General features: G+C 64.9%; 18 protein-coding genes. 14 read left to right on the forward strand and 4 right to left on the reverse strand.

Translation table 11 applies throughout. The features are described from left to right. Window positions 1-176 precede the first annotated feature (176 nt). The 4 genes from DUGA2_RS03850 to DUGA2_RS03865 are packed head-to-tail and all read left to right on the forward strand — an operon-like array spanning window position 177 to window position 5,545. Window positions 177-3,002, forward strand: coding sequence for a xanthine dehydrogenase family protein molybdopterin-binding subunit (locus DUGA2_RS03850; protein ID WP_070267285.1), 2,826 nt, complete (start codon window positions 177-179; stop codon window positions 3,000-3,002). Beyond that, window positions 2,999-3,550, forward strand: coding sequence for a (2Fe-2S)-binding protein (locus tag DUGA2_RS03855; RefSeq protein WP_070267286.1), 552 nt, complete (start codon window positions 2,999-3,001; stop codon window positions 3,548-3,550). Before DUGA2_RS03850 ends, DUGA2_RS03855 begins: the two co-directional genes overlap by 4 nt. Next, window positions 3,547-4,770 carry a cytochrome c gene (locus tag DUGA2_RS03860; protein WP_070267287.1) on the forward strand — a complete coding sequence of 408 codons (1,224 nt, stop codon included), beginning with the start codon at window positions 3,547-3,549 and terminating at the stop codon, window positions 4,768-4,770. The genes DUGA2_RS03855 and DUGA2_RS03860 overlap by 4 nt, the downstream gene beginning before the upstream one ends. Beyond that, window positions 4,760-5,545 (forward strand): ABC transporter substrate-binding protein, encoded by a 786-nt coding sequence (locus DUGA2_RS03865; protein WP_168167756.1) that lies wholly within the window; start codon window positions 4,760-4,762, stop codon window positions 5,543-5,545. The genes DUGA2_RS03860 and DUGA2_RS03865 overlap by 11 nt, the downstream gene beginning before the upstream one ends. A 12-nt stretch (window positions 5,546-5,557) precedes the next feature. Here DUGA2_RS03865 and DUGA2_RS03870 read toward each other — a convergent pair whose 3' ends face one another. Further along, window positions 5,558-7,327, reverse strand: a complete 1,770-nt coding sequence (locus DUGA2_RS03870; protein ID WP_070267289.1) for an allantoate amidohydrolase — start codon at window positions 7,325-7,327, stop codon at window positions 5,558-5,560. Window positions 7,328-7,393: 66 nt separating this feature from the next. Next, complete coding sequence (locus tag DUGA2_RS03875; protein ID WP_008445596.1) at window positions 7,394-8,329, reverse strand: LysR substrate-binding domain-containing protein; 936 nt, start codon at window positions 8,327-8,329, stop codon at window positions 7,394-7,396. A gap of 118 nt (window positions 8,330-8,447) precedes the next feature. On the opposite strand from DUGA2_RS03875, the gene DUGA2_RS03880 reads away from it, so the two are divergent. From DUGA2_RS03880 to DUGA2_RS03890, 3 genes are read left to right on the forward strand one after another with little or no spacing between them, the layout of a single operon-like run. Then, on the forward strand, window positions 8,448-9,665 hold the full coding sequence (locus tag DUGA2_RS03880) for a urate hydroxylase PuuD (protein WP_070267290.1): 1,218 nt from the start codon (window positions 8,448-8,450) through the stop codon (window positions 9,663-9,665). A gap of 10 nt (window positions 9,666-9,675) precedes the next feature. Next, a complete protein-coding gene (locus DUGA2_RS03885; RefSeq protein WP_070267291.1) occupies window positions 9,676-10,908 on the forward strand; it encodes a M20/M25/M40 family metallo-hydrolase in 1,233 nt (410 codons plus the stop codon). A 1-nt stretch (window position 10,909) separates the two neighbouring features. Continuing rightward, window positions 10,910-11,353, forward strand: a complete 444-nt coding sequence (locus tag DUGA2_RS03890; RefSeq protein WP_008445599.1) for a thioesterase family protein — start codon at window positions 10,910-10,912, stop codon at window positions 11,351-11,353. A 2-nt stretch (window positions 11,354-11,355) separates the two neighbouring features. Here the strand turns inward: DUGA2_RS03890 and DUGA2_RS03895 are convergent, their stop codons facing one another. Next, a complete protein-coding gene (locus DUGA2_RS03895) occupies window positions 11,356-12,081 on the reverse strand; it encodes an ABC transporter substrate-binding protein (protein ID WP_070267292.1) in 726 nt (241 codons plus the stop codon). Window positions 12,082-12,192: 111 nt separating this feature from the next. On the opposite strand from DUGA2_RS03895, the gene DUGA2_RS03900 reads away from it, so the two are divergent. From DUGA2_RS03900 to DUGA2_RS03910, 3 genes are read left to right on the forward strand one after another with little or no spacing between them, the layout of a single operon-like run. Beyond that, complete coding sequence (locus tag DUGA2_RS03900) at window positions 12,193-13,449, forward strand: paraquat-inducible protein A (protein ID WP_070267293.1); 1,257 nt, start codon at window positions 12,193-12,195, stop codon at window positions 13,447-13,449. After that, the gene (locus DUGA2_RS03905) at window positions 13,442-15,073 is read left to right on the forward strand and encodes an intermembrane transport protein PqiB (protein ID WP_070267294.1); all 1,632 of its coding nucleotides are present in this window, start codon (window positions 13,442-13,444) and stop codon (window positions 15,071-15,073) included. The genes DUGA2_RS03900 and DUGA2_RS03905 overlap by 8 nt, the downstream gene beginning before the upstream one ends. Further along, window positions 15,070-15,663, forward strand: a complete 594-nt coding sequence (locus DUGA2_RS03910; protein ID WP_070267295.1) for a PqiC family protein — start codon at window positions 15,070-15,072, stop codon at window positions 15,661-15,663. The genes DUGA2_RS03905 and DUGA2_RS03910 overlap by 4 nt, the downstream gene beginning before the upstream one ends. Here DUGA2_RS03910 and DUGA2_RS03915 read toward each other — a convergent pair. Next, window positions 15,660-16,568 (reverse strand): LysR family transcriptional regulator, encoded by a 909-nt coding sequence (locus DUGA2_RS03915; protein WP_070267296.1) that lies wholly within the window; start codon window positions 16,566-16,568, stop codon window positions 15,660-15,662. The two genes, DUGA2_RS03910 and DUGA2_RS03915, sit on opposite strands and share 4 nt — an antisense overlap. A 92-nt stretch (window positions 16,569-16,660) precedes the next feature. Here DUGA2_RS03915 and DUGA2_RS03920 point away from each other — a divergent pair, with 92 nt between their 5' ends. The 4 genes from DUGA2_RS03920 to DUGA2_RS03935 all read left to right on the forward strand — a co-directional run bounded on the left by DUGA2_RS03920 (window position 16,661) and on the right by DUGA2_RS03935 (window position 22,492). Next, window positions 16,661-17,365 carry a histidine phosphatase family protein gene (locus DUGA2_RS03920; protein WP_070267297.1) on the forward strand — a complete coding sequence of 235 codons (705 nt, stop codon included), beginning with the start codon at window positions 16,661-16,663 and terminating at the stop codon, window positions 17,363-17,365. An 11-nt stretch (window positions 17,366-17,376) separates the two neighbouring features. After that, window positions 17,377-18,606, forward strand: coding sequence for an acyl-CoA dehydrogenase family protein (locus tag DUGA2_RS03925; protein WP_070267299.1), 1,230 nt, complete (start codon window positions 17,377-17,379; stop codon window positions 18,604-18,606). Between the two features lie 21 nt (window positions 18,607-18,627). After that, on the forward strand, window positions 18,628-19,701 hold the full coding sequence (locus tag DUGA2_RS03930) for a LacI family DNA-binding transcriptional regulator (protein ID WP_070267301.1): 1,074 nt from the start codon (window positions 18,628-18,630) through the stop codon (window positions 19,699-19,701). Between the two features lie 271 nt (window positions 19,702-19,972). Further along, the gene (locus tag DUGA2_RS03935) at window positions 19,973-22,492 is read left to right on the forward strand and encodes a TonB-dependent receptor (RefSeq protein WP_070267305.1); all 2,520 of its coding nucleotides are present in this window, start codon (window positions 19,973-19,975) and stop codon (window positions 22,490-22,492) included. Window positions 22,493-22,519: the final 27 nt, after the last annotated feature.

The following is a 22,519-nucleotide window of genomic DNA, read 5'->3' on the forward strand; positions in this document are numbered from 1 at the left end:
TGGGTATCTCCGTAGTTAAAAGAAGAATAATTTTATCTTTGTTTTAATTCCCAATGCGCCACCGTTGCCGCCCTCGCCGCCAACTTGAAAGATGTTGACTCGTCCCGCGCTCTCTGGTCCACTAGGGAACGCGAAAAGAGCAATCGCCTTGACCTGACTCTCTGAGAGGTAACAAGATGAATGGGGACATTTCACGCCGCGGTTTTTTGAAGGCCAGCGTGGTCGCTGGTGTTTCTGTCTACATCGCGCCCCTGTGCGGCAAGGCGTTCGCCGCACTGTTCGAGGAAAAAATCCTCACTCCGGTCGCCTGGGACGGCAAGGCCGGATTGGCCAGGTTTCGTATCGACGGCCTGTCCAAAGTAACCGGCGCCAAGGTATTCGCCCGCGACATCCGCGCTCGCGACATGCCGCACTGGCCGCAACAACAAGCCCACGCCCTGATGCTGCGCGCCACCCGCACCGACGTACTGTTTGACGGTATCGACCTGTCGCTGCTGGGCGCGGACCTGAAACCGGACCGCATCGTGACGGCGGAAGACCTGGTGCGCGACGGCGTCGCCTTCCCCGGCTTCTACGGCGCCGACATGCTGCTGCCGGCCGGGAAGCAGGCGGCCTACCTGGGGCACGCGGTGGCGGTCCTGATCTTCAACGACTTCGCCCGCTTCCGCGCGGCCAAGGATGCGCTGCAGTTCAAGGAGGGCGTGGTGCGCTATGGAGCCGCTGCGCCGCCGATGGAGCGCGATCCGTGGGGCACCTTCCGCTTCGTGCGCGTGGGCGGCGCCACGTCGGCCGATATGGACGTTTTTTCCAGCCTGAAGAACGCGCCGGTGTTCCCCAGCGCGATGCGCAAGCAGCAGCCAGTCTGGCCGGACGGCATAGAGCACGGCAAGCTGGGCGAGCAGGGCATGTACTACGCCAACCAGATCAAGGGCGAACTGGATAGCCCTCCGCCCGACTGGCTGGTGCTGGAGCGCGACTACAACACACAGTCGGTGGACACGGCGGCAATGGAGCCGGACAACGCCAATTGCTGGTACGACGCCGCCGAGCAAACGCTGCACATGGTGGTGCCGACGCAGTCGCCGCAAGAGGTCATCGATAGCGCGATCGAAATGCTCAAGAAGAGCAAGTTCCCGCTCAAGAAGCTGTTCCTGCATCCGTGCTACACGGTGGGCTACGGCTCCAAGGATCACTACAATTTTCCATTCTATGGCCTGATGGTGGCGCTCTACGCAAACGGCAATCCGGTACGGCTGGCCAATGACCGCTACGAGCAGTTCCAGTCGTCGATCAAGCGCCATGCATTCAAGATGAAGTACCGCATCGCGGTCGACCGCAAGAGCGCGATGCTGCAATCGTTCCAGGGCTATTTCGAAGCCAATGGCGGCGGACGCTGTAACTTCTCGCCGTCGGTGGCGATGGTGGCGGCGACGGCGGCACAATCGATCTACTATTTTCCGAAGAACGATTTCGCCGCCGTCGCCATCGCCACGCGCGCCATCGACGCCGGTTCGGCGCGCGGCTACGGCACCTTGCAGAGCATGGCCGCAACCGAAATGATGATGGATGAATTCGCGGAGAAGCTGGGCCTGGACGCCATCGATTTCAGGTTGAAGAACGCGCTGCGCTCGGGGATGAAAAATACCCAGGGCGCGATCCCGGCCGGTGCGGTGCGGGTCGACGAGGTGCTGCAAAAGGCCAAGGTGCATCCGCTGTGGGCCGGACGCGCCGGCGCCAAGCGCGCGTTCGAGGCGGCGCATCCAGGCCACCGCTATGGCGTGGGATTCGCCTGCGTGCAGAAGGACTTCGGCACCGGCGCCGAGAGTTCCTTCGCCAAGGTGCAGATCAATGCCGATGGCGCGATCGAGCTGTCGCACAGCGGGACCGAGATCGGCACCGGCATGTCGACCTCGCAGGCGGTGGCTTGCGCCAAGTGGCTGGGCAAGCCGGCCGGCGTGGTGCGCACCGCCGTCACCGAATGGGATGACCTGCCGGTGGTCAGCAGCGGCGATCCCTACATCATGAGCCAGGCCGACCAGGACAAGCTGTCGGCCAATCCGCGCTGGTCGCCGACCTACAGTTCTCCCGCCAGCGCCACCAATTCCGCCTACTACTTCACGCACAGCACGCGCGAAGCGGCGCGCGTGGTCTTCATGCACGGCCTGTGGCCGGCCGCGATGGCCATCTGGAGCGAGGGCTATGCGGGCGGCCAGGCGGCGTCGCTGGTGATACGGGTGGAGGATGCGCGCTGGGTCGACGGCAAGCTGTCCGCCGGCGGCTTGCAGGCGCTGTCCTGCGAGCAGCTGGCGCGCAAGGCGCACGAGCTGGGACTGGTGACTGGCGCCACGGTGCATGTGTTCAACCGCTGGCAGTGGAGCGAGGCAGAGTTCGACGTCAACGGCGCCGGCGTGCGGTTGCCGATAGACGGCCTGTCGCTGCGCTATGGCGACGGCGCGGACCAGGGCAGGAAGGCCAGCATGACTTCTTCCGGCGGCTACCATGTGCTGAACCGCAAGCGCGTGTTCATTCCGCCGGTGCAGCGCAATAACGCCACCGTCACCTACTACAGCGCGGTGGGCACGCTGGTCGAGTTGTCGGTTCACGAGGCCAGCGGCAAGGTCGAGCTGCTCAGCCATCATTCCATCATGGAGTGCGGGAACATGCTGTCGCCGCAGCTGGTGTCCAGCCAGTTGCAGGGCGGGCTGGCGATGGGCATAGGCCACGCGCTGCACGAGTACCTGCCCTTGTACGAGGATGGCCCAGGCAACGGCAGCTGGAACTTCAACCGCTATCAGCTGCCGCGCGCGCGCGATGTCGCGGTGTGGAAGCAGACGGCGGATATCCTGCCGCCGCTGACGGAGACCGATCCACCCAAGGGCATCGCCGAGGTGGTGATGATTCCGGTGGTAGGCGCCATCGTCAACGGCATCGCGCACGCCATCGGCCACCGCTTCACCGACTTGCCGGTCACGCCGGAACATATCCAGGAGGTGCTGGCATGAGCATCGCGACCAAACCCATCACGCTGACCATCAACGGCAAGCAGGCCGGCCCCGTGCAGGTGCCGGAAGGCGTGATGATGATCGACTTCCTGCACGAGTACCTGGACCTGACCGGCTCCCGCCTGGGCTGCGGACAGGGCGTGTGCCATGCCTGCGTGGTGATACTGGATAAAGCCGACGGCACCAGCGAGGAAGTCCGCTCCTGCATCACCGGCGCGCATTTCTTCGACGGTAAAAAAGTGCGCACGGTGGAGGGGCACGCCAAGTTGAACGACAAGGGCGAGGTGGTGGCGCTGTCGCCGGTGCAGCAGAAGTTCCTCGAACATTTCAGCTTCCAGTGCGGCTACTGCACGCCGGGCTTCGTGAACGCGGCCACGGTGCTGCTGGAGCGCCTGAAGCGGGCGCCCGTCAGCCGGGACCAGATCGACGAGACGATCACGGAAAGCCTGAACGCCCATATCTGCCGGTGTACCGGTTATGTGCGCTACTTCGAGGCGGTCAAGGATGTGGTGTTGAATACGCCCGGACTGGTGAAGGAGGTGAAATGATGAGCCGCCATCTTGCCCTTCTCGCCGCAGCGCTGGCAGTGGCGACGCAATCGGCCGCCGCCGGCAACGATGCTGTCAACCGCGGGCGCTATCTGGTCAAGGCGGCCGATTGCGCCGCCTGCCATACCTCGGCCACCGGCGCGCCGTTTGCCGGCGGCGTGGAATTGAAATCGGACTTCGGGACTTTTTACGGCACCAACATCACACCGGACAAGGAACACGGCATCGGCAAATGGAGCGCCGACGAATTCTATGCGGCCTTGCGTGACGGCGTGGCGCCGGACCGGCATCTGTATCCGGCCATGCCCTACACCTCCTACCGTTCGATGAGCCGCGCCGACAGCGACGCCATCTTCGCCTACCTCATGCAGATCAAGCCGGCGGCGGTGGCCAGCAAGGCGGCCGATCTCAAGTTCCCGTACAACATGCGCTTCGGTATGCGCTTCTGGAATATGCTGTTCTTGAAGGACAAGCTGCCCGACGCCTCGGCCGGCCAGTCGCCGGCCTATCTGCGCGGCCGCTACCTGGTCAACACCATGGGACATTGCGCGGAATGCCATACGCCGCGCGGCGCGCTGGGGCAAATGGATGGCGCCAAGCCTTTGGCCGGCAGTGCGATGGCGCGCATCGCCGCGCCGGATATCTCGCCGGCCGGCTTGTCCGCCTCGGGTTGGACGGCCGCCGACCTGTCGTCGTTCCTGGGCACCGGCGTTGCGCCGCAAGGCTCGGCGTACGGCGAGATGTTCGCCGTGGTCCACCTGAGCACCCAGCATCTGACGCCGGGCGACATGTGGGCGATGACCACCTATCTGCTGGGCGACAAGCCCTTGCCTCCACAACCCTTGAAGCCTGCACCGGCTGGCGCGGATGCGTCCATCGATGCCGGCCGCCGTACCTATATCGCTGTCTGCGCCGGATGCCATGGCGTCGACGGCGGCGGCAAGCCGCATGCCGCGGTGGCGATGAAGGGCAACACCACGGTGCGCAGCGCCGATCCGCGCAATCTGATCGCCGTCACGCTGGACGGCATCGAGGCGCAACGCTTTGGTAAGAAGGAAAGCATGCAGGCGATGCCTGGTTTCGCGAACCAGTTGAGCGACAAGGAAATCGCCGGCTTGAGCAACTTCCTGCGTGTGGCCTGGGGCGGGCAGGCCGGCACGGTTGGCGAGTCCCAGGTGAAGGATCTGCGGACGGCAAGCGGGGGGCTTCGTGCTCGGTAAGTCCCGGTTGGCAGCAGTGCTGCTCTTCGCCTGCGGCTTTGCCCACGCCGGGGCCTACCGCTGCGTATCGCTCAACTATCCCCCGTTGATCCAGCAGGACGCCGGCCGTCCGGTGCACGGCCTGGCGGTCGACATCGTCACGACAGTGATGGCGAGCCTGGGCCATACCGTCAGCGTCGAAATCCTGCCCTGGGGCAGGGCGCTGGCGTTGATGCGGCAGGGCGAGCGTGATTGCATCTTCACGATCTTCCAGTCGCCGGAGCGTGAACAGTTCCTCGACTTCAGCCGCGAATCGCTGATACCGCAGATTATTTACTTCTACGCCAGGGACGACAACAGCGCGCGCTTCGACGGCGACTTTGCCGCGCTGGCCGGACTGCGGGTGGGCACGGTGCTCAGCGTGAACTACGGCGCCCGCTTCGAGGCGGCGCGCCCGCAACTGGCGATACGCGAGGTGCCCACGCTGGAGCAGAACTTCCGCAAGCTGACACTGGGGCGTGTCGATCTGATACCCAGCAACGTGTACACCGCCAGCTACACGCTCGACAAGCTGCTTGGCGCCGAGCTGGCCGGCCATATCGTCAAGCTGCCGCAGGCGATCGACAGCGTACCCAGTTACATCGCCTTCGCCAAGGGCCGCCAGTTGGCCGCGTTGCGCGACCAGTTCGACCGCGGCCTGTGCGCCCTGGTCGCCAGCGGCGAATACCGCCGGCTGCTTGAGCGCTATCACATCGAGTGGACGCCTGAACTGAGCCGGCAGGTCGAGGGGCGCTAGCCCGGCATGACGCTAGGCGGGGCGGAAGCTGCGCAGGAAATCGCGCAGCACCACGGCCGCCAGCTCGGCATCGTCGGCCGTCGTCGTCTCCAGCGGATTGTGGCTGATGCCGCCGTTGCCGCAGCGGGTGAACAGCATGGCCACGTCGGTGATCGCGGCCATCGCCATCGCGTCGTGGCCGGCGCCGGAAAGAAGGTCGAAACGTGGCAGGCCGGCGCGCTCGATGGCGGCGCCGAACTGCTGCATCAGGCGTGGCGCGCACGGCGCGGCCGAGGCATCGACGATCTGCTGCATGCTCACTTCCACCTGGCGCCGCGCGCAGATCGCGGCGATGCCGTCCAACACATCCTTCACCGCAGCGAGCCGTACGGCGTCGTCGGCGGCGCGGATATCCAGCGACAGCTTGCATGCGCCGGGGATCACGTTGACCGAACCGCCCGGCACCTGCAATTGGCCCACCGTGCCGACCAGCGACGCGCCCTGCGAGCAGCGCCGCTCGACCAGCAGCACGATTTCGGCGGCGGCCGCCGCCGCGTCCTTGCGCATGTTCATCGGCGTGGTGCCGGCATGGCTGGCCAGGCCGGTCAGCTCGACCAGGTAGCGCGAGCTGCCGGCAATCGCCGTCACCACGCCCAGCGCAAGGTCGCGCTCCAGCAGAACCGGGCCTTGTTCGATATGGACTTCCACGAAGCCGAGCAGTTGCGCCGGATCGCGAGCGATGGCGGGGATGCGCGCGACGTCATGGCCGGCGGCCAGCAGCGCTTCGCGCATGGTGACGCCATCGGCGTCGGTCTGGTCCAGCAGGGACAGGTCGAAGCGGCCCGTCACCGCGTTACTGCCCAGGAAGGTGCTCTTGAAGCGCACGCCTTCCTCTTCGGCGAAGCCGACGATCTCGAAATGGAAGGGCAGCTTTTCGCCGCGCTGGTGCAGGTGGCGCACGATGGCGATGGGCAGCAGGATGCCGAGACGGCCGTCGTACTTGCCGCCGTTGCGCACGGTGTCGTAGTGGGAGCCGGTCATCAGCGTCTTCGCGCCTGGCGCGTCGGAGCGGTAGACGCCGACGACGTTGCCGACATCATCGATGCGGGTGTCCATGCCGGCTTCGCGCATCCAGTCCATCAGCTGCGCGGCGGTCTTGCGGTGCGCGGGCGTCATGTAGGCGCAGGTCAGGTCGAAGTCGGCGTTGGTGCTGTTGTCCGTGTCGCTCCATGCGCCTATGGTTTCGCACCACTGCATGATGGTGGGGCCGAAGTCCAGCGTCACGCCCAGCAGGTCGTTCAGGCGTAGTTCGGCGATGCGCTTAATCTGGCGCAGGCATTCGGCGATTTCGTCGGCGCGCTGGTTCTTCAGGCGGCGCGTGAAGGTGGCGATGATGGCGCGCCGCGTCAGCCCTTGTCCGTCCGGGCCTTTGACGGCGAGGATGAAGGGGAAGCCGAATTTATCGTTGTAGTCCGCGTTCAGCTTGTGCAGCGTGGCGAATTCCTCGGCGCTGCACAGATGCAGGCCGGATTTGGCTTGTTCATTGGTGGATTCCACCGTTAGTTGGCCGGAGACGGCGGCTTTGCCCGCCAGTTCGGGGTGGGCGCGGATCAGGCCCAGTTGCTCATCCAGCGATGCGGCGCTGACCACCGTCTGCAAGGCCAGCTTGAGCGCGGTGGCGTTGGCAAAGGGGCGCTGGGCCGCCGCCCGTTCCGGTATCCACGGCGAGTGCTCGTAGATGCCGCGCAGGCGGTCGGTGAAGGTGGCGGCGTCGCAGCCGTTTAATTCGGATAGTGTCGTCATAGCCTAGTGTAATCGCAACCGGGCCGCCCAGTTATATGCGGTATCCGCTAAGGTTTATAAGGTTTGCTATTTGCCGAGCGCCTTGGCCGCCGTGGATACCTGTTCGCGCAGCCATTTGTGTTCAGGCGCCTGGTGCACGCGCTCATGCCATAGCTGGTAGAAGCGCATCGACGGGAACTTGACCGGCACCGTGTAGGTCTTCAGCGGCATGTTGCGCTCGTAGTAGCGCACGAACTGGCGGCCGGTGGTCAGCACCAGGTCCGTTTGCGTCAGCATGTAGGGGATCAGGCCGAAGTAGGCCGACTCCACCGCCACGTTGCGCTGCAGGCCCTGGCGTTCCAGGAAGTCGTCGATGACGCCGTGGTAGCCGGGCAGGATCTGCGTCGGCGCCACATGGGGCAGGGACAGGTAGTCGGCCAGCGTCATGTCCTCGCTGCCGGTGCGCAGCGCGTAGGGGCAGTCGGAGCGCATCACGCAGATGATCGGGTCTTCGAACAGCTTGGACATGTGCAGGTGCTCGGGCGGCTCGTCCCAGTTGGCGATGACCAGGTCCATGTCGCCGTCCGACAGCAGGCGCACGTAGTCCACGCCCGGCCCCAGGCTGTGGATCTTCACGCGGCTGTTGGGCGAGCCACGGCGCAGCAGCGCCACAAGGTTGGGCAGGAATTGGCTGTCCAGGTAGTCCGGCGCGGCGATGTGGAAGGTGCGCGCTTCCTCCTGCGGCACGAAGGGCGTCTTCTTCAGGAACAGGTTCTCGGTCTCGTCGAGGATGCGCTTGGCCGGTATCAGCAGGCTTTCGCCGTGCTGGGTCGGCACCATGCCGCGCGCGCCGCGCACCAGCAGCGGATCGCCCGTCAGCTCGCGCAGCTTGCGCAGCGAGGCGGAGATGGAGGGCTGCGGCTGATTCAGTTTGAGGGCGACGCGTGAGACGTTCTTCTCAACCAGCAGCAGGTAGAGGATGCGGATCAAATGCAGATCCAGGTGTTGCGGCAGGGCGGCCATGTGAGGATTTCTGTTATACGGGATTGGATATGTTTAATATACTCTAATGTTCATGTGGTCGGCGTCAAATCCGTTTATCTTCTGTAAATTAGCCACACTCTTTACCCTGAAAGCACCCATGGACTTTTTCGCCTATCTGATCCCGTATGGCCTTGAGTGGCTGAACCTGATCGTGCGCTGGCTGCATATCATCACCGGCATCGCCTGGATCGGCGCTTCGTTCTACTTCGTCTGGCTGGATAACTCGATCCGCCCGCCCGCACCAGGATCGGAGCTGGCGAAGAAGGGCGTGTCCGGCGAACTGTGGGCCGTGCACGGCGGCGGTTTCTACAACCCGCAAAAATACCTGGTGGCGCCGGCCGAGCTGCCGAAGGATCTGCACTGGTTCAAATGGGAGGCATATTCCACCTGGCTGTCCGGCATCGCGCTGCTGACCATCGCCTACTACTTCAACGCGCAGGCGATGATGATCGATAAGTCGGTGGCCGATATCGGCAGCTGGCAGGCGATCGGCATCGGCGTCGGCACGCTGGTCGTCGGCTGGACCGTGTACGACCTGCTGTGCCGCTCGCCGCTGGGCCAGCGCGACCTGTGGTTCGGCGTGGTGGTGTTCGCGCTGATCGTCGGCGCCGCGTATGGCCTGACGCATGTGTTGAGTGGCCGCGCCGCCTACATCCACGTCGGTGCGCTGATCGGCACCATCATGGTCGGCAATGTGCTGATGCTGATTATCCCGGGCCAGCGCAAGATGGTGGAGGCCATGTCGGCCGGCCGCCTGCCCGATCCCGTCCACGGCCAGAAGGCCAAGCAGCGCAGCGTCCACAATAACTACTTCACGCTGCCGGTGCTGTTCATCATGATCAGCAACCACTATGCGATGACCTACCGGAACGACCATGCCTGGCTGGTGCTGGCCTTCATCATGGCGGCAGGCGTCTTCATCCGCCACTTCTTCAACCTGCGCCACAAAGGGCGCGTGGAGTGGCGCTATCCGGCCATCGGCGTCGCGCTGCTGATCGGCGTGGCGGTGGCGATTGCGCCACCGCGCCCGGTGGCGTCGGCCGCCGCTGCCGATCCGGCGGCCCAATTCGCCAAGGTGAAAGCGGTGATCGACCAGCGCTGTGTGGCCTGCCATTCCGCGCATCCGACGCAGCCCGGCTTTGCGACAGCGCCTGCCGGCGTGATGCTCGACAGCGCGGAGCAGGTGCATCAGAACGCGGAAAAAATCTACAAGCAATCGGTGCAGCTGAAAGCCATGCCGCTTGCGAACCTGACCAATATGACCGATGCAGAACGGGCGCAGATCGCGGCCTGGTTCGAATCCGGCGCCAAGTGAAAGAACAGCCATGACGACGAACAAAGAACAACTGGCGCAGTGGATCGACGCGCACTTCGATGAAGAAGTAGGCGTGTTGCAGCAGCTGCTGCGCGTGCCGACCGATACCCCGCCTGGTAACAACGCGCCGCACGCGGACATGGTGGCAGACCTGGTCAAGGCTTACGGCTGGACCGCCGAGAAGCACGCCGTGCCGGCCGACGTGGTGCGGGACTACGGCATGGAGACCATCACCAACCTGATCGTGCGCCGTCCATACCAGGCCGGCGGCCCGACCGTGGCGCTCAACGCCCACGGCGACGTGGTGCCGCCGGGCGACAACTGGACCTATCCGCCGTATGGCGGCGTGGTGGAAAACGGTTATATCTACGGCCGCGCCGCCGCCGTCTCCAAGTGCGACTTCGCCACCTACATCTTCGCCACGCGCGCGCTGGAAGCGCTGGGCGTTCCGCTGAAGGGCGGGCTGGAACTGCACTTCACGTACGACGAGGAATTCGGCGGCCTGCTGGGCCCCGGCTGGCTGCTGGAGCAGAAGCTGACCAGGCCGGATTTCGTCATCGCGGCGGGCTTCAGCTACAACATCGTCACCGCGCACAACGCCTGCTTGCAGCTTGAGATCACGGTGCACGGCAAGTCCGGCCATGGCGCGATGCCGGAGACCGGCCACGACGCGCTGCAAGCGGCCACCCGCATCCTGAACGCGATCTACGACCAGCTGCCGGAACTGAAGAAGGTCAAGTCGAAAATCCCCAGCATCGACTCGCCGACCATGCTGGTGGGCCGCATCGACGGCGGCACCAACACCAACGTCGTGCCGGGCAAGGTCGTGCTGAAGATGGACCGCCGCATGATTCCGGAAGAAGACCCGGTGGTGGTGGAGGCGCAGGTGCGCGCGCTGATCGAGAAGGCCGTGGAAGGCCAGCCCGGCATCCGCATCGAAATCAAGCGCCTGCTGCTGTCGCACGCGCTGCGCGAGCAACCGGGCACGGAGAAGCTGGTGGCCAGCCTGCAGCAGAACGCCCAGACCTTCATCGGCGAGCAGATCCCGGCCCAGGGCACGCCGCTGTACGCGGATGCGCGCCTGTACGGCGAGCATGGCATTCCTGCGGTGCTGTACGGCGCGGGCCCGCGCAGCGTTCCCGAGTCCAACGCCAAGAAGGCCGACGAGCGTTTGCAGCTGGAAGACCTGCGCAAGGCGACCAAGGTGGTAGCATGCACGCTATTGGATTTCCTTGGAGAGTGAGATGTTTGAAAAGAAGATGATGGCCGGCTGGGGCGATATGGATTTCAACAGCCATATGCGCAACACGGCCTTCCTTGACAAGGCGGGCGATGTGCGCATGCTGTTCCTGTCGGAGAACGGCTTCCCGATGAGCGAATTCATGCGCCTGAAAATCGGTCCGGTGGTGATGAAGGACGAAATCGCCTACTTCAAGGAAGTGATGCTGCTGGAGGAGATCACCGTCACGCTGGGCGTGGCGGGTTTGTCGGCGGATGGCAGCCGCTGGTCGCTCAGCACCGACATCATCCGCGCCGACGGCAAGCTGGCCGCGCGCGTCACCAGCACTGGCGGCTGGCTCGATCTGGCTGCCCGCAAGCTGATTGCGCCGCCGGCCAATCTGTTGGCCACCTGGCAGTCGCTGGGCAAGACGGCCGACTTCCAGGAACTGAACACCAGCATCAAGTAAGCCTATTTTCCTTCGTAGAATTTGCGGTGCAGCTGCGCCGGAACGCCGCGCGCCGCCAGGCGCCTGGCGGCTTCGGACAGCGAGGTCGCCAGCGCCGCGTTGTCCTTCCCGAGATAGATGTATAGCGGCAGGTCCTCCACCGAGCCACTGCTGTGGCCCTGCGCCAGCAGCGGCCTGGCCTCGCCGCTGATGCCGCCGTCGTCGAACACGCAGGCGTCGTCGCGCGCCGCCAGCACCATCTGCAGGCAGGCCGCTTCGCTTTGCACGTCATGCGGCTGGATCGCCGGCTGCAGCGCCTCCAGCCTTTGCTGGTAAAGGTAGATGCCACGCTTGTAGCTGACCGTCTTGACCTTCTTCGCCAGCGATTCCCAGCTGGTGATGTCCTTGTCGGTGCGGGTGAAGATGCGTGTGCGCGAGACGATGAAGGGTTCGTCGAGACGCACATAGTCCGGATGCTTCTGGATATACCCTTTGACCCGGCCTACCTCGCCGACGATGGTCCCGGCGGCGAGCATCGCCTCGGAGCGACGTCCGGGCAGTGTTTGCAGTGTGCAGCGCTGCCTGCTCTCGGAGCACAGCTGCTGGAGGTAGGCGCTGGCGTACAGGAACAGCGGCGAGTTTTCATCGTGTGTGGTGCCGAACACCAGTTCCTTTCCGGCTTGCGCGTGCGCGCAGCCCGCAACGGCAAGCGTTGCGGCGATCAGGAGTGTCAACTGGCGGCGTGGCATGGGATCTTTTCGCACTTCGAAATTTTTTGTTCATCATAACGGATGCGGACTGCGGCGCATACTTGCAGGATTATCGTATGATATGTTCATTATTGTCCAAACGGCCAGCCTGTGCATCGATACGATTTGATCAGCTGTCACGATTGCGGCGTGCTTCACAAGCGTCGCCCGGTGCTCCCGCGCGAGAAAGCGCGCTGCGTGCGCTGCCGTTCCATTCTCTATCGCGGCATCCATTCGGACGTCAACCGCATGGCCGCCATCACGCTGGCCGCGATCTTCACCTTCCTGATCGCCCAGTTGTGCCCCATCGTTGAACTGGATGTCGGCGGCTACACCTCCAGCGCCACCCTGCTGGGCGCCATACGCGTGCTGTGGACGGAGCAGATGCAGGCGGTGGCGACGATCGTATTCCTGTTCACGGTGCTGCTGCCCGCGGTGGAGCTGGGCGCGCTGCTATACGTGACGCTGGCCTTGCGCAGCGGCGTGCGGCCACGCGGCTTCGACCACCTGCTGCGCGCCGTCGGCGCCGCCCGGCGTTGGGGCATGACGGAAGTGCTGATGATCGGCATCCTGATCACCATCGTTAAGATGACCAGCCTGGCGCAGGTGATGGTGCAACCCGGGATGTTCGCCTTTGGCGCGTTGACGCTGATGCTGGCGATTGTCGTGTCCTTCGATCCGCAGATGCTGTGGAATATCGGCGAGCACCTGCCCGGGCCGCGCCGGCCGGCGCAGGCCGAGTTCCGCTACACGCCGCATACGCGCCTGGCGGCCTGCCACAGCTGCGGCCTGGTGGCGCGGGATCGACCTGCCGCGCACCAGCACTGCGCGCGCTGCGGCGCCGCGCTGCACCGCCGCCGTCCAGATAGCGTGGGGCGGACCTGGGCCTTCCTGCTGGCCGCGACCATCCTCTATATTCCCGCCAACCTGCTGCCGGTGATGTACACGCACTCGCTGTTCGGCAAAGAGGACGACACCATCATCAGCGGCGTGGTCTACTTCTGGACCAGCGGCTCGCCGGCGCTGGCGGCGATCATCTTCATCGCCAGCATCGTGGTGCCGGTGCTGAAACTGGCGGCGCTGTCGCTGCTGGCGCTGACGGCGCAGCGTCGCTCGCGCTGGCGCCCCTTGCAGCGCACGATACTTTACCGGATCGTGGAGTTCGTCGGCCGCTGGTCGATGCTCGACATCTTTGTTATTACGCTGACGGTGGCGCTGGTGCGCTTCCAGTCGCTGGCAGTGATTACCGCCGGTCCCGGCGCGCTGGCGTTTTGTGCGGTGGTGGTACTGACGATGCTGGCGTCGATGCAGTTCGACCCGCGCCTGATCTGGGATCCAATAGATTCGAATGGAGAGAACCATGCCTGAAAACGACAGCGGCGCGCCGCCGCTACCCGAGCCTCGTGTGGAGAAGGCCAATCGCTGGCTGCCTTCGCTGGTGTGGCTGATTCCGCTGCTGGCGGCGCTGATAGGTTTGGCGCTGGTGGTGAAGTCGGTGATGGACCAGGGGCCGACGGTGACGGTGAGCTTCCGCAGTGCGGACGGGCTGGAGCCGGGCAAGACCAAGGTCAAGTTCAAGGACGTGGATATCGGCCTGGTGCGCTCGATTACCTTGTCGCGCGATCTGTCCAAGGTGCTGGTGACGATCGATATGAGCAAGGAGGCGGAGCGTTTCACCGTCGCCGATACGCGCTTCTGGGTGGTGCGTCCACGGGTGGGCGCGAGCGGTGTGTCCGGCCTGAGCACCTTGCTGTCGGGTGCTTACATCGGCGTCGACGCCGGCAAGGCTGAAGAGACCAAGCACGAATTCGTCGGCCTGGAGAAACCGCCGCAAGTGGCCGGCGACGACAAGGGCACCAAGTACACGCTGCACGGCGAGAGCCTGGGTTCGATCGATGTCGGTTCGCCGATCTTCTATCGTCGCATCCAGGTAGGGCAGGTGGTGGGCTTCGACCTGGACGAAAAAGGTCATGGCGTGAAGATGACGGTGTTCGTCAATGCACCGTACGACCAGTACGTGGGCAAGAATACGCGCTGGTGGCATGCCAGCGGTGTCGATGTGCGGCTCGATTCGAACGGCTTCAAGGTCAACACGCAGTCGCTGGCGGCGCTGCTGGTCGGCGGCATCGCGTTCGAGACCATGAGCGGCCAGAAGCCGGACCAGTCGGCGTCGCCCGGCAGCGATTTCCCGCTGGCCTCCGACCAGGCCAGTGCGCTGCGCGAGCCGGACGGCGTGCCGATTACGACGGTGCTGTATTTCGACCAGTCGCTGCGCGGCCTGTCGCCCGGTGCGCCGGTGGACTTCCGTGGCATCGTGCTGGGCGAGGTGCGCTCGGTCGGCGTGGAGTTCGATCCGGTGAAGAAGAGCTTCCGCATGCCGGTGACGGTGGACATGTACCCGGCGCGGCTGGGGCGCAGCTTCCAGCAGACCGTCTCCAGCGAGCAGGATCGCAACGCCGGACCGGTGGTGCTGGAGCGCCTGGTGGCGCGCGGCCTGCGCGGCCAGCTGCGCACGGGGAACCTGCTGACCGGCCAGCTGTATGTGGCGCTGGACTTCTTCCCCAACGCGCCGCAGGCCAGGCTCGATATGGCGCAGTACCCGCTGGAGGTGCCGACGGTGCCGAACAGCCTGGACGAACTGCAGACACAGATCTCCAGCATCGCGCGCAAGCTGGATCAGGTGCCGTTCGGCGAGATCGGCAACAACCTGCGCGATACGCTGAAGAGCGCCAATGTGCTGTTCAAGCAGCTCGACGCGCAGGTGGTGCCGGAGATGAAGGATACGCTGGGCGCGGCGCGCAAGACGTTCGGCGAGGCCAACCTGCTGTTGCAGAAGGATTCGCCGGTGCAGTCCGATCTGCGCGAAGCCTTGCAGCAGTTGACGCAAACGCTGCAGTCGCTGAACGCATTGTCGGATTATCTGGAGCGCCATCCCGAGTCGCTGATACGCGGGAAAACCAGCAAGCAGGATACCAAGGGGGAACCGAAATGAAGCAGCTTACAACCGCATGGACGATGGCGGCCGCGCTGCTGGCCGGCTGCGCCGCCGCGCCGCCCGAGCATTTCTACAGCCTGAGTAACGGCATGGGCGTGCCTGCGGCGGCCGCGCCGGCCGGCTACTACATCGAGCTGCCGGCGGTGGCGGTGCCGCAGCAGGTGGCGCGTTATCAGATGGTGGTCAGCACGGAGGCGGGACGCATCGACCTGCTGGAGCATGAGCGCTGGTCGGCGATGCCGGCGTCGGAGATCGGCCAGGCGTTGTCGCTGGCGATCACCGGCGAACTGGGGACGGTGGACGTGTTCCGCACGCCGACCACGGACGGCGCGCCGGTGTACCGCATCAGCACCAACGTGCAGCGCTTCGAATCCGCGCCGGGCCGGTATGCGTTGATCGACGCGGTATGGAGCGTGCGGCTGGTCGGCAGCAGCAAGGTGCTGACCTGCCGCAGCGTCGCCAATGAACCGGTCGGCGGCGGCTACGACGCGCTGGTGGCCGGCCACCGCCGCGCCGTCACCCGCATCGCCGCCGATATCTCGAAAGCCGTCCGCGCGCTGGCCGCCGGCGTCAGCGCAGGCTGCTAGTCCGCAGCCTGCATGGCTTGTTTGATTTGATCCCGCAGCCACAGGCTGGCTGCGTCGTTGTCGACGTTGGCGTGCCAGTACAGGTAGATGTCCAGCGATGGCATCTGCAGCGGGAAGGGCAGGATCTGGTTGCCGAACTGCTGGTTCACCACACGCGCCAGACGCTCCGGCATCGTCAGCGCCAGGTCGGTCTGGCTGACGGCGCGGCAGGCGGCGAAATAGTGCTGGCAGCGCAGCCTTACGCGCCGCTGCAATCCCAGTCGGCTCAGCTCAAAATCCTCGAGCCCAGGCCCGCGCCGGCGTGAGCTGGTCTGGATGTGCTCCAGCTTCAGGTAGCCATCCAGATCCAGCGCGCCATGCACCAGCGGATGATCGCGCCGCACCAGCACCACCGTCTTGTCGGTCGCCAGCAGCGCGCGGCGGATGTCGTTCGACAGCGGCAGCAGGATGTCGATCGCCACGTCCAGCGTGCCGGCCGCCAGTTCGCTTTCCAGTTCGCGCCGGCCTACCTGCAAGGTGTTCAGCCCCACCGACGGCGCGTCCTGCGCCACGCGCGCCATCAGCGGCGGCAGCACGCTCGCTTCCAGCACGTCGCGCAGCGCCAGCGAGAAGGCGCGCTCGCTGGTGGTGGCGTCGAAGCGCTCGGCGCCGTTCAGCGTCACTTCAAAGCCGCGTAGCGATTGCCGCACCGGGTCGATGATGGAGCGGGCCAGCGGCGTCGGCACCATCACGTGGCCCTGGCGTTCGAACAGCGGATCGTCGAACAATTGCCGCAGGCGATTCAGCGCATGGCTGATGGCGGGCTGCGTCAGGTTCATCTTCAGGCTGGCGCGCGTGATGCTGCCTTCGGCGTAGATTGCTTCGAAGACGATGAACAGGTTGAGATCGACCTTGGATATATGCATGAGATTTATGCGGATAAATTAATACTATTCATTTGATGAATTATAGGCCGGGCGTTAAGCTGGTGCCTGTTTTGATCTGGAGCCGGAAGCAAATGGGACAAATTTATCTGGTGCGCCACGGGCAGGCCTCGTTCGGCAGCGCCAATTACGACCAGCTGTCGACGCTGGGCTACGAGCAGGCGCGCCTGCTGGGGCAGTGGTATGCCAACAGCCGCCAGTCCTTCCAGCGCGTGGTGGTGGGCGGCATGGCGCGGCATCGCCAGACCGCCGACACCTGCCTGGCCGAGCTGCCCAAGCCGCAGCTGGCCGACGCCGAATGGATCACCGATGAAGGCTTCGCCGAATTCGATCACCACGAAGTGCTGCGGCGCCATTGTCCGGAGGCGGGCGACGCCGCGGCCTTCCAGCAACTGCTGGCGCGGCACGAGGAGCCGCAGCGCGCGCTGGAGCATCTGTTCCGCGCCGCCATGCAGCGCTGGATGAGCGGCTGGCACGACGACGAGTACACCGAAACCTGGCCGGAGTTCCGCCGCCGCTGCGTGGCCGCGCTGGAGCGCCTCGACACCGACAGCAGCAAGCAGACCACCATTGTGTTCACTTCCGGCGGCGTGATCGCCACGCTGATGCAGCACTTGCTTGGCCTGCAGGACTACCAGGTGATGGAGCTGAGCTGGTCGCTGGCCAATTGCGCCGTCACCAAGCTGCTGCAGCGCCCCGGCCAGTTCACGCTCAGCTACCTGAACAACTACGCGCATCTGGAATGGCTGGGGCAACCCGGCGCCGTCACCTACCGATAAAGGACAGCATCATGGATTTCGACTACAGCCCGAAAGTAAAGCAGCTCCAGGCCCGGCTGACAGCCTTCATGGAGCAGCACATCTATCCGAACGAAGCGCGCTTCCACGCCGAGATCGACGCCAATCGCGCGGCCGGCGACGCCTGGGTGCCGACCAAGGTGATGGAAGAGCTCAAGCTCAAGGCGCGCGAAGCGGGGCTGTGGAATCTGTTCCTGCCCGATTCGCAGCACGGCGCCGGCCTGACCAACCTGGAATACGCGCCGCTGTGCGAGATCATGGGCCGTGCCGTGTGGGCGCCGGAAGTGTTCAACTGCTCGGCGCCGGACACCGGCAACATGGAAGTGCTGACCCGCTACGGCACCGAGGCGCAGCAGCGCGAGTGGCTGGAGCCGCTGCTCGATGGCCGCATCCGTTCCTGCTTCGGCATGACGGAGCCGGACGTGGCCTCGTCGGACGCCACCAACATCGCCAGCTCCATCGTGCGCGACGGCGACGAGTATGTGATCAATGGCCGCAAGTGGTGGTCCTCCGGCGGCAACGACCCGCGCTGCAAGGTCTTCATCTTCATGGGCAAGAGCGATCCCGATAATCCCAATCGCCACCTGCAGCAATCGATGATACTGGTGCCGCGCGATACGCCCGGCGTGAAGGTGCTGCGCCACCTGCCGGTGTTCGGCTTCGACGATGCGCCGCACGGCCACGCCGAAATCGTGTTCGAGAATGTGCGCGTACCAGCGACCAACCTGCTGCTGGGCGAGGGCCGGGGTTTCGAAATCGCCCAGGGCCGCCTTGGGCCGGGCCGCATCCACCACTGCATGCGTTTGATCGGCCTGGCCGAGCGCGCGCTGGAGCAGATGTGCAAGCGCAGCTTGAGCCGCGTCGCTTTCGGCAAGCCGGTGGCGGAGCAGGGCGTGACGCTGGAACGCATCGCCGAGTCGCGCATCATGATCGACCAGGCGCGCCTGCTGGTGCTGAACGCGGCCTACATGATGGACACGGTCGGCAACAAGGTCGCGGCCAAGGAGATCGCCATGATCAAGGTGGCCGCGCCGACGATGGCGTGCAAGGTGATCGACTGGGCGATCCAGGTGCAGGGCGGCGGCGGCATGGCCGATCCCTTCCTGGCCTCGGCCTACGCCGGCGCGCGTTCGCTGCGGCTGGCCGACGGACCGGACGAAGTGCACCGCAGCCAGATCGGCAAGATGGAGCTGGCGCGCTACAAGGCGCCGCGCAGCCACTGAGCCCGGTGTTAGAATCGCCGCATGGATGACACCCGGGATCACAACGCAGAGCCGCCAGTAGCGGCCCCTCCACGCCGCAGCCGCCGCAAAAGCGGCGGCACCACATTGCGCGACGTCGCCAAGCTGGCGGGCGTCGCGCCGATCACCGCCTCGCGCGCGCTCAACACGCCGAACGTGGTGTCGGATGCGATACTGGAGCGGGTGCGCGCTGCCGTCGAACAGACCGGCTACGTGCCCAATATGCTGGCCGGCGGCCTGGCCTCGCGCAAGAGCAGACTGGTGGCGGCGGTGATCCCCACCATCTCCGGCAATGTGTTCCTGGAGATGGTGCAGTCGCTGACGGCGTCGCTGGCGGCATCCGGCTACCAGCTGATGCTGGGCCAGTCCGGCTACGAGGATTCGCGCGAGGATGAACTGCTGGAGGCCATCATCGGCCGCCGTCCCGACGGCGTGGTGCTGACCGGGATCATGCGTTCGCCGCAGGGCCGCCAGCGCCTGCTCACCAGCGGCATCCCCGTGGTGGAAACCTGGGACCTGACGCCCGATCCCATCGACATGCTGATCGGCTTCTCGCACGAAAAAGTGGGCGAGGAAGTGGCGCGCTACCTGCACGCGCGCGGCAAGCGCCGCGTCGCCACGCTGAGCGCCAACGACCAGCGCGCCATGCGCCGCATGAAGGCTTTCTCCGCGACCGCGATCGAACTCGGCATGGCGCGGCCCGGCGAGGCCGAGGTGCCGGGCTGGGTGGTGCCCGCGCCCACCAACGTCGGCCTGGGCCGCTCCGGCCTGCGCGAACTGCTGGCCCGCCATCCGGACATCGACGCGCTGTTCTGCAGCTCGGACATGGTGGCGCTGGGCGTGCTGACCGAGGCGCAGGCGCAGGGCATCGCGGTGCCGGAGCAGTTGGCCGTGGTCGGCCTGGGCGACCTCAGCTTCGCCCGCGACCTGCAGCCGGCGCTGACCACGGTGCGCATCGACGGCGCCACGATAGGCAGCACCGCCGCCCGCTTCATCGTCGACCGCTCGCAGGAGCGGGAGGTGCGCGACGGCATCATCGACATCGGTTTTTCCATCATCGAGCGCGACAGCGCCTGACCCCGCCACCCCGGCCGGCTGCTTGCACAGCCACTTCTGAAAATTATTGACATCTCCAACTGCACGGATTAACCTGAGTCATCGTACAACTGGTACCGGTACCATGCATTGGGAGCGGAACGCAGTTTGCGGGGCAAAACCGCGTTAAGCCTGTGGAAATGGTGCGGCGCGGGAGTTCGGCGATGTGGTTTGAGTTGTTGTTAAACGTCTACACATCGTACAACTAAGCAGAATTACGCAACGGTATTTATCTGTTAATTAGGGGACAAAAGTGTTTAACAACAATTACAAGCAACAATCGACCACGATCAAGATGACGCCTATGGCCTCGGCCCTGGCGTTGGCCCTGTTCGCCATGGCGGCGCACGCGCAGGAAGCGTCGACCGCCAAGCCCGGCCAGCTGGAAACCGTGGTGGTGACGGCCAACAAGCGCGTGGAGAAACTGGAAAGCGTGCCGATGGCCATCTCGGTCATGAGCGAGCAGGAAATCCTGCGCACCAACGTCCGCGAGTTCGAAGACGTGGTCAACATGATGCCGTCGCTGACGCTCAACTCCGGCACCACCGCCGCCAACAACGCCATCTTCATGCGCGGCATCGGCACCGTGTCGGTCGGCATCGGCGTCGAGTCGGACGTGGCCGTCATCATCGACGACATTCCCATCGCCACCCAGTTCCAGGCCTTCAAGGATCTGGCCGACGTGTCGCGCATCGAGGTGCTGAAGGGCCCGCAGAGCACGCTGTTCGGCAAATCGGCCGTGGCCGGCGCCGTCAACATCGTCACCAAGCCGCTGGCCGGTCCGATGACCTATCGCGGCAGCACCTACCTGAGCAGCGACCACGAATGGCGCGTCAACGCATCGATGGGCGGCACCATCAACGAGCACTTCGCGATGCGCCTCGCGGCCAGCAACACGCGGCTGCCGGGCACCTTCCACAACCTGACCGACGGCCGCGATGTCAACGGCTCGGGCGGCAAGACCTTCCTCGCCAAGCTGCAGTGGACGCCGCTCGACAATCTGGCTATCGACCTGTCGCCGCACTACAATTATTCGGAGAACACGCGCGGCGTCACCGCCATCAACGGCTTCTTCCTGCGCACCGGTTCCGCCGCCGCGGGCAACCTGGTGTCGACGCCGGTGGGCCTGGACGGCGCCTACTTCAACGGCAACCCGCTGTTGCCGGCGTCGTCCGTGCTGGCCGGTATCAACGTCAACGACCCGAACAACCGCAACGTGCGCCGCGACTTTCCGACCGGCCTGGTCTCCAGCGACCGTGGCACCGGCCTCAAGCTGACCTACACGCTGCCGAACGACGCCCAGCTGATGGCGATCAGCTCGGTGGACAAGTACCTGGCCAACGACTTCCGCGACCAGGATTTCACCGACGTGCCGACCATCGCCGAAGCGGGCAAGACCGCGCTGACGCAGGGGAACAACCAGTACGGCACCTACGACATCCGCACCAAGACGCAGGAAATCCGCTACGTCTCGCCGGACCGGGGCAACTTCAAGTACGTGGCCGGTTTGTGGGCGGCGCATAACGAGATCTACCGCCACTTCATCCGTGGTTACTGCGTGGCGCCGACCCTGTGCAACGGCAACTCCAACTCCAGCCCGACCAACTACTACACCGACATCTACAACACCAACAAGGCCATCTTCGGCCAGGCTTCGTGGGAGTTCGCGCCGACCTGGACGCTGGAAGCGGGCCTGCGCGACAACCTGGAAACCTCGGGCTTCCACTACGCGCGCAACTACTACACCAACCAGGTCGACCGCGCCAGCTTCGTGCCGGGTCCGCCGGGCGTGGACCAGTTCCAGAGCACCGGCAACGCCGACCGCGCCTACACCGGCAAGGTCAGCCTGCAGAAGCAGGTCACGCCGGAGTTGATGGTGTACGTGATGGGCGCGACGGGCTACAAGGGCAAGGCGTATGACGTCACGTCCGGCCTGAAGGCGGTGGCGGCGTTCCCGGTGCGTCCGGAAACCAGCCAGACGATGGAGATCGGCGCCAAGGCCAATCTGTTCGACAACCGCCTGTCGGTGGCGGCCACGGTGTACAACTCGGAGTTCTTCAACTACCAGCAGAACGTCACCTACGTGCTGCCGAACGACCCGACCATCTACAGCCAGCTCAATTCGATACCGCGCATCCGCACGCACGGCTTCGAGATCGACAGCCATCTGCTGGCGGCCAAGGACCTGACCATCAACGCGTCGCTCGCGTTCACGCTGCCGACCATCGAGAAGTGGGCGAATGGTCCGTGCTTCGCCGACACCACCAACGTCGCCGTCGGCAACACCAAGCTGGCGGCCAATGGTTCGCTGGCAGGCCAGAACCCGAGCTGCTTCCCGATCGCGCCGGGTTCGACCACCGGCGTGCAGAACCTGGACAACAGCATCTTCCCTGGCACGCCGAAGATCAAGCTGAACATCGGCACCAATTACGAGTTCCCGGTGCCCACGCTGCCGGTCAATGGTTTCGTCAACGTCAACGTGCGCTACCAGAACGAGTACAACACCAACATCAACAACGATCCGCGTTCGGTCAATGCCGGCTACAGCATTACCGACCTGGGCTTTGGCGTGCGGGACCAGAAAGGACGTTACGGCATCAGCTTCCGGGTGAACAATCTGTTCGACCGCTTCTACATCCCCAACGCCAACGCCAGCGGCCCGTCGTTCCGCGCCGGCCCGACAGCCACGTCGCCGGCCCTGACGGTCAACAGCTGGGTGCCGCCGCGTGATGTGTTCCGCTACTTCAGCGTCAAGCTCGATGTGAAGTACTAAGCGTCCGCACCACACCCGGGGTCAAGT

This window comes from Duganella sp. HH101 (assembly GCF_001758795.1).
Taxonomy (GTDB): domain Bacteria; phylum Pseudomonadota; class Gammaproteobacteria; order Burkholderiales; family Burkholderiaceae_D; genus Rugamonas; species Rugamonas rivuli.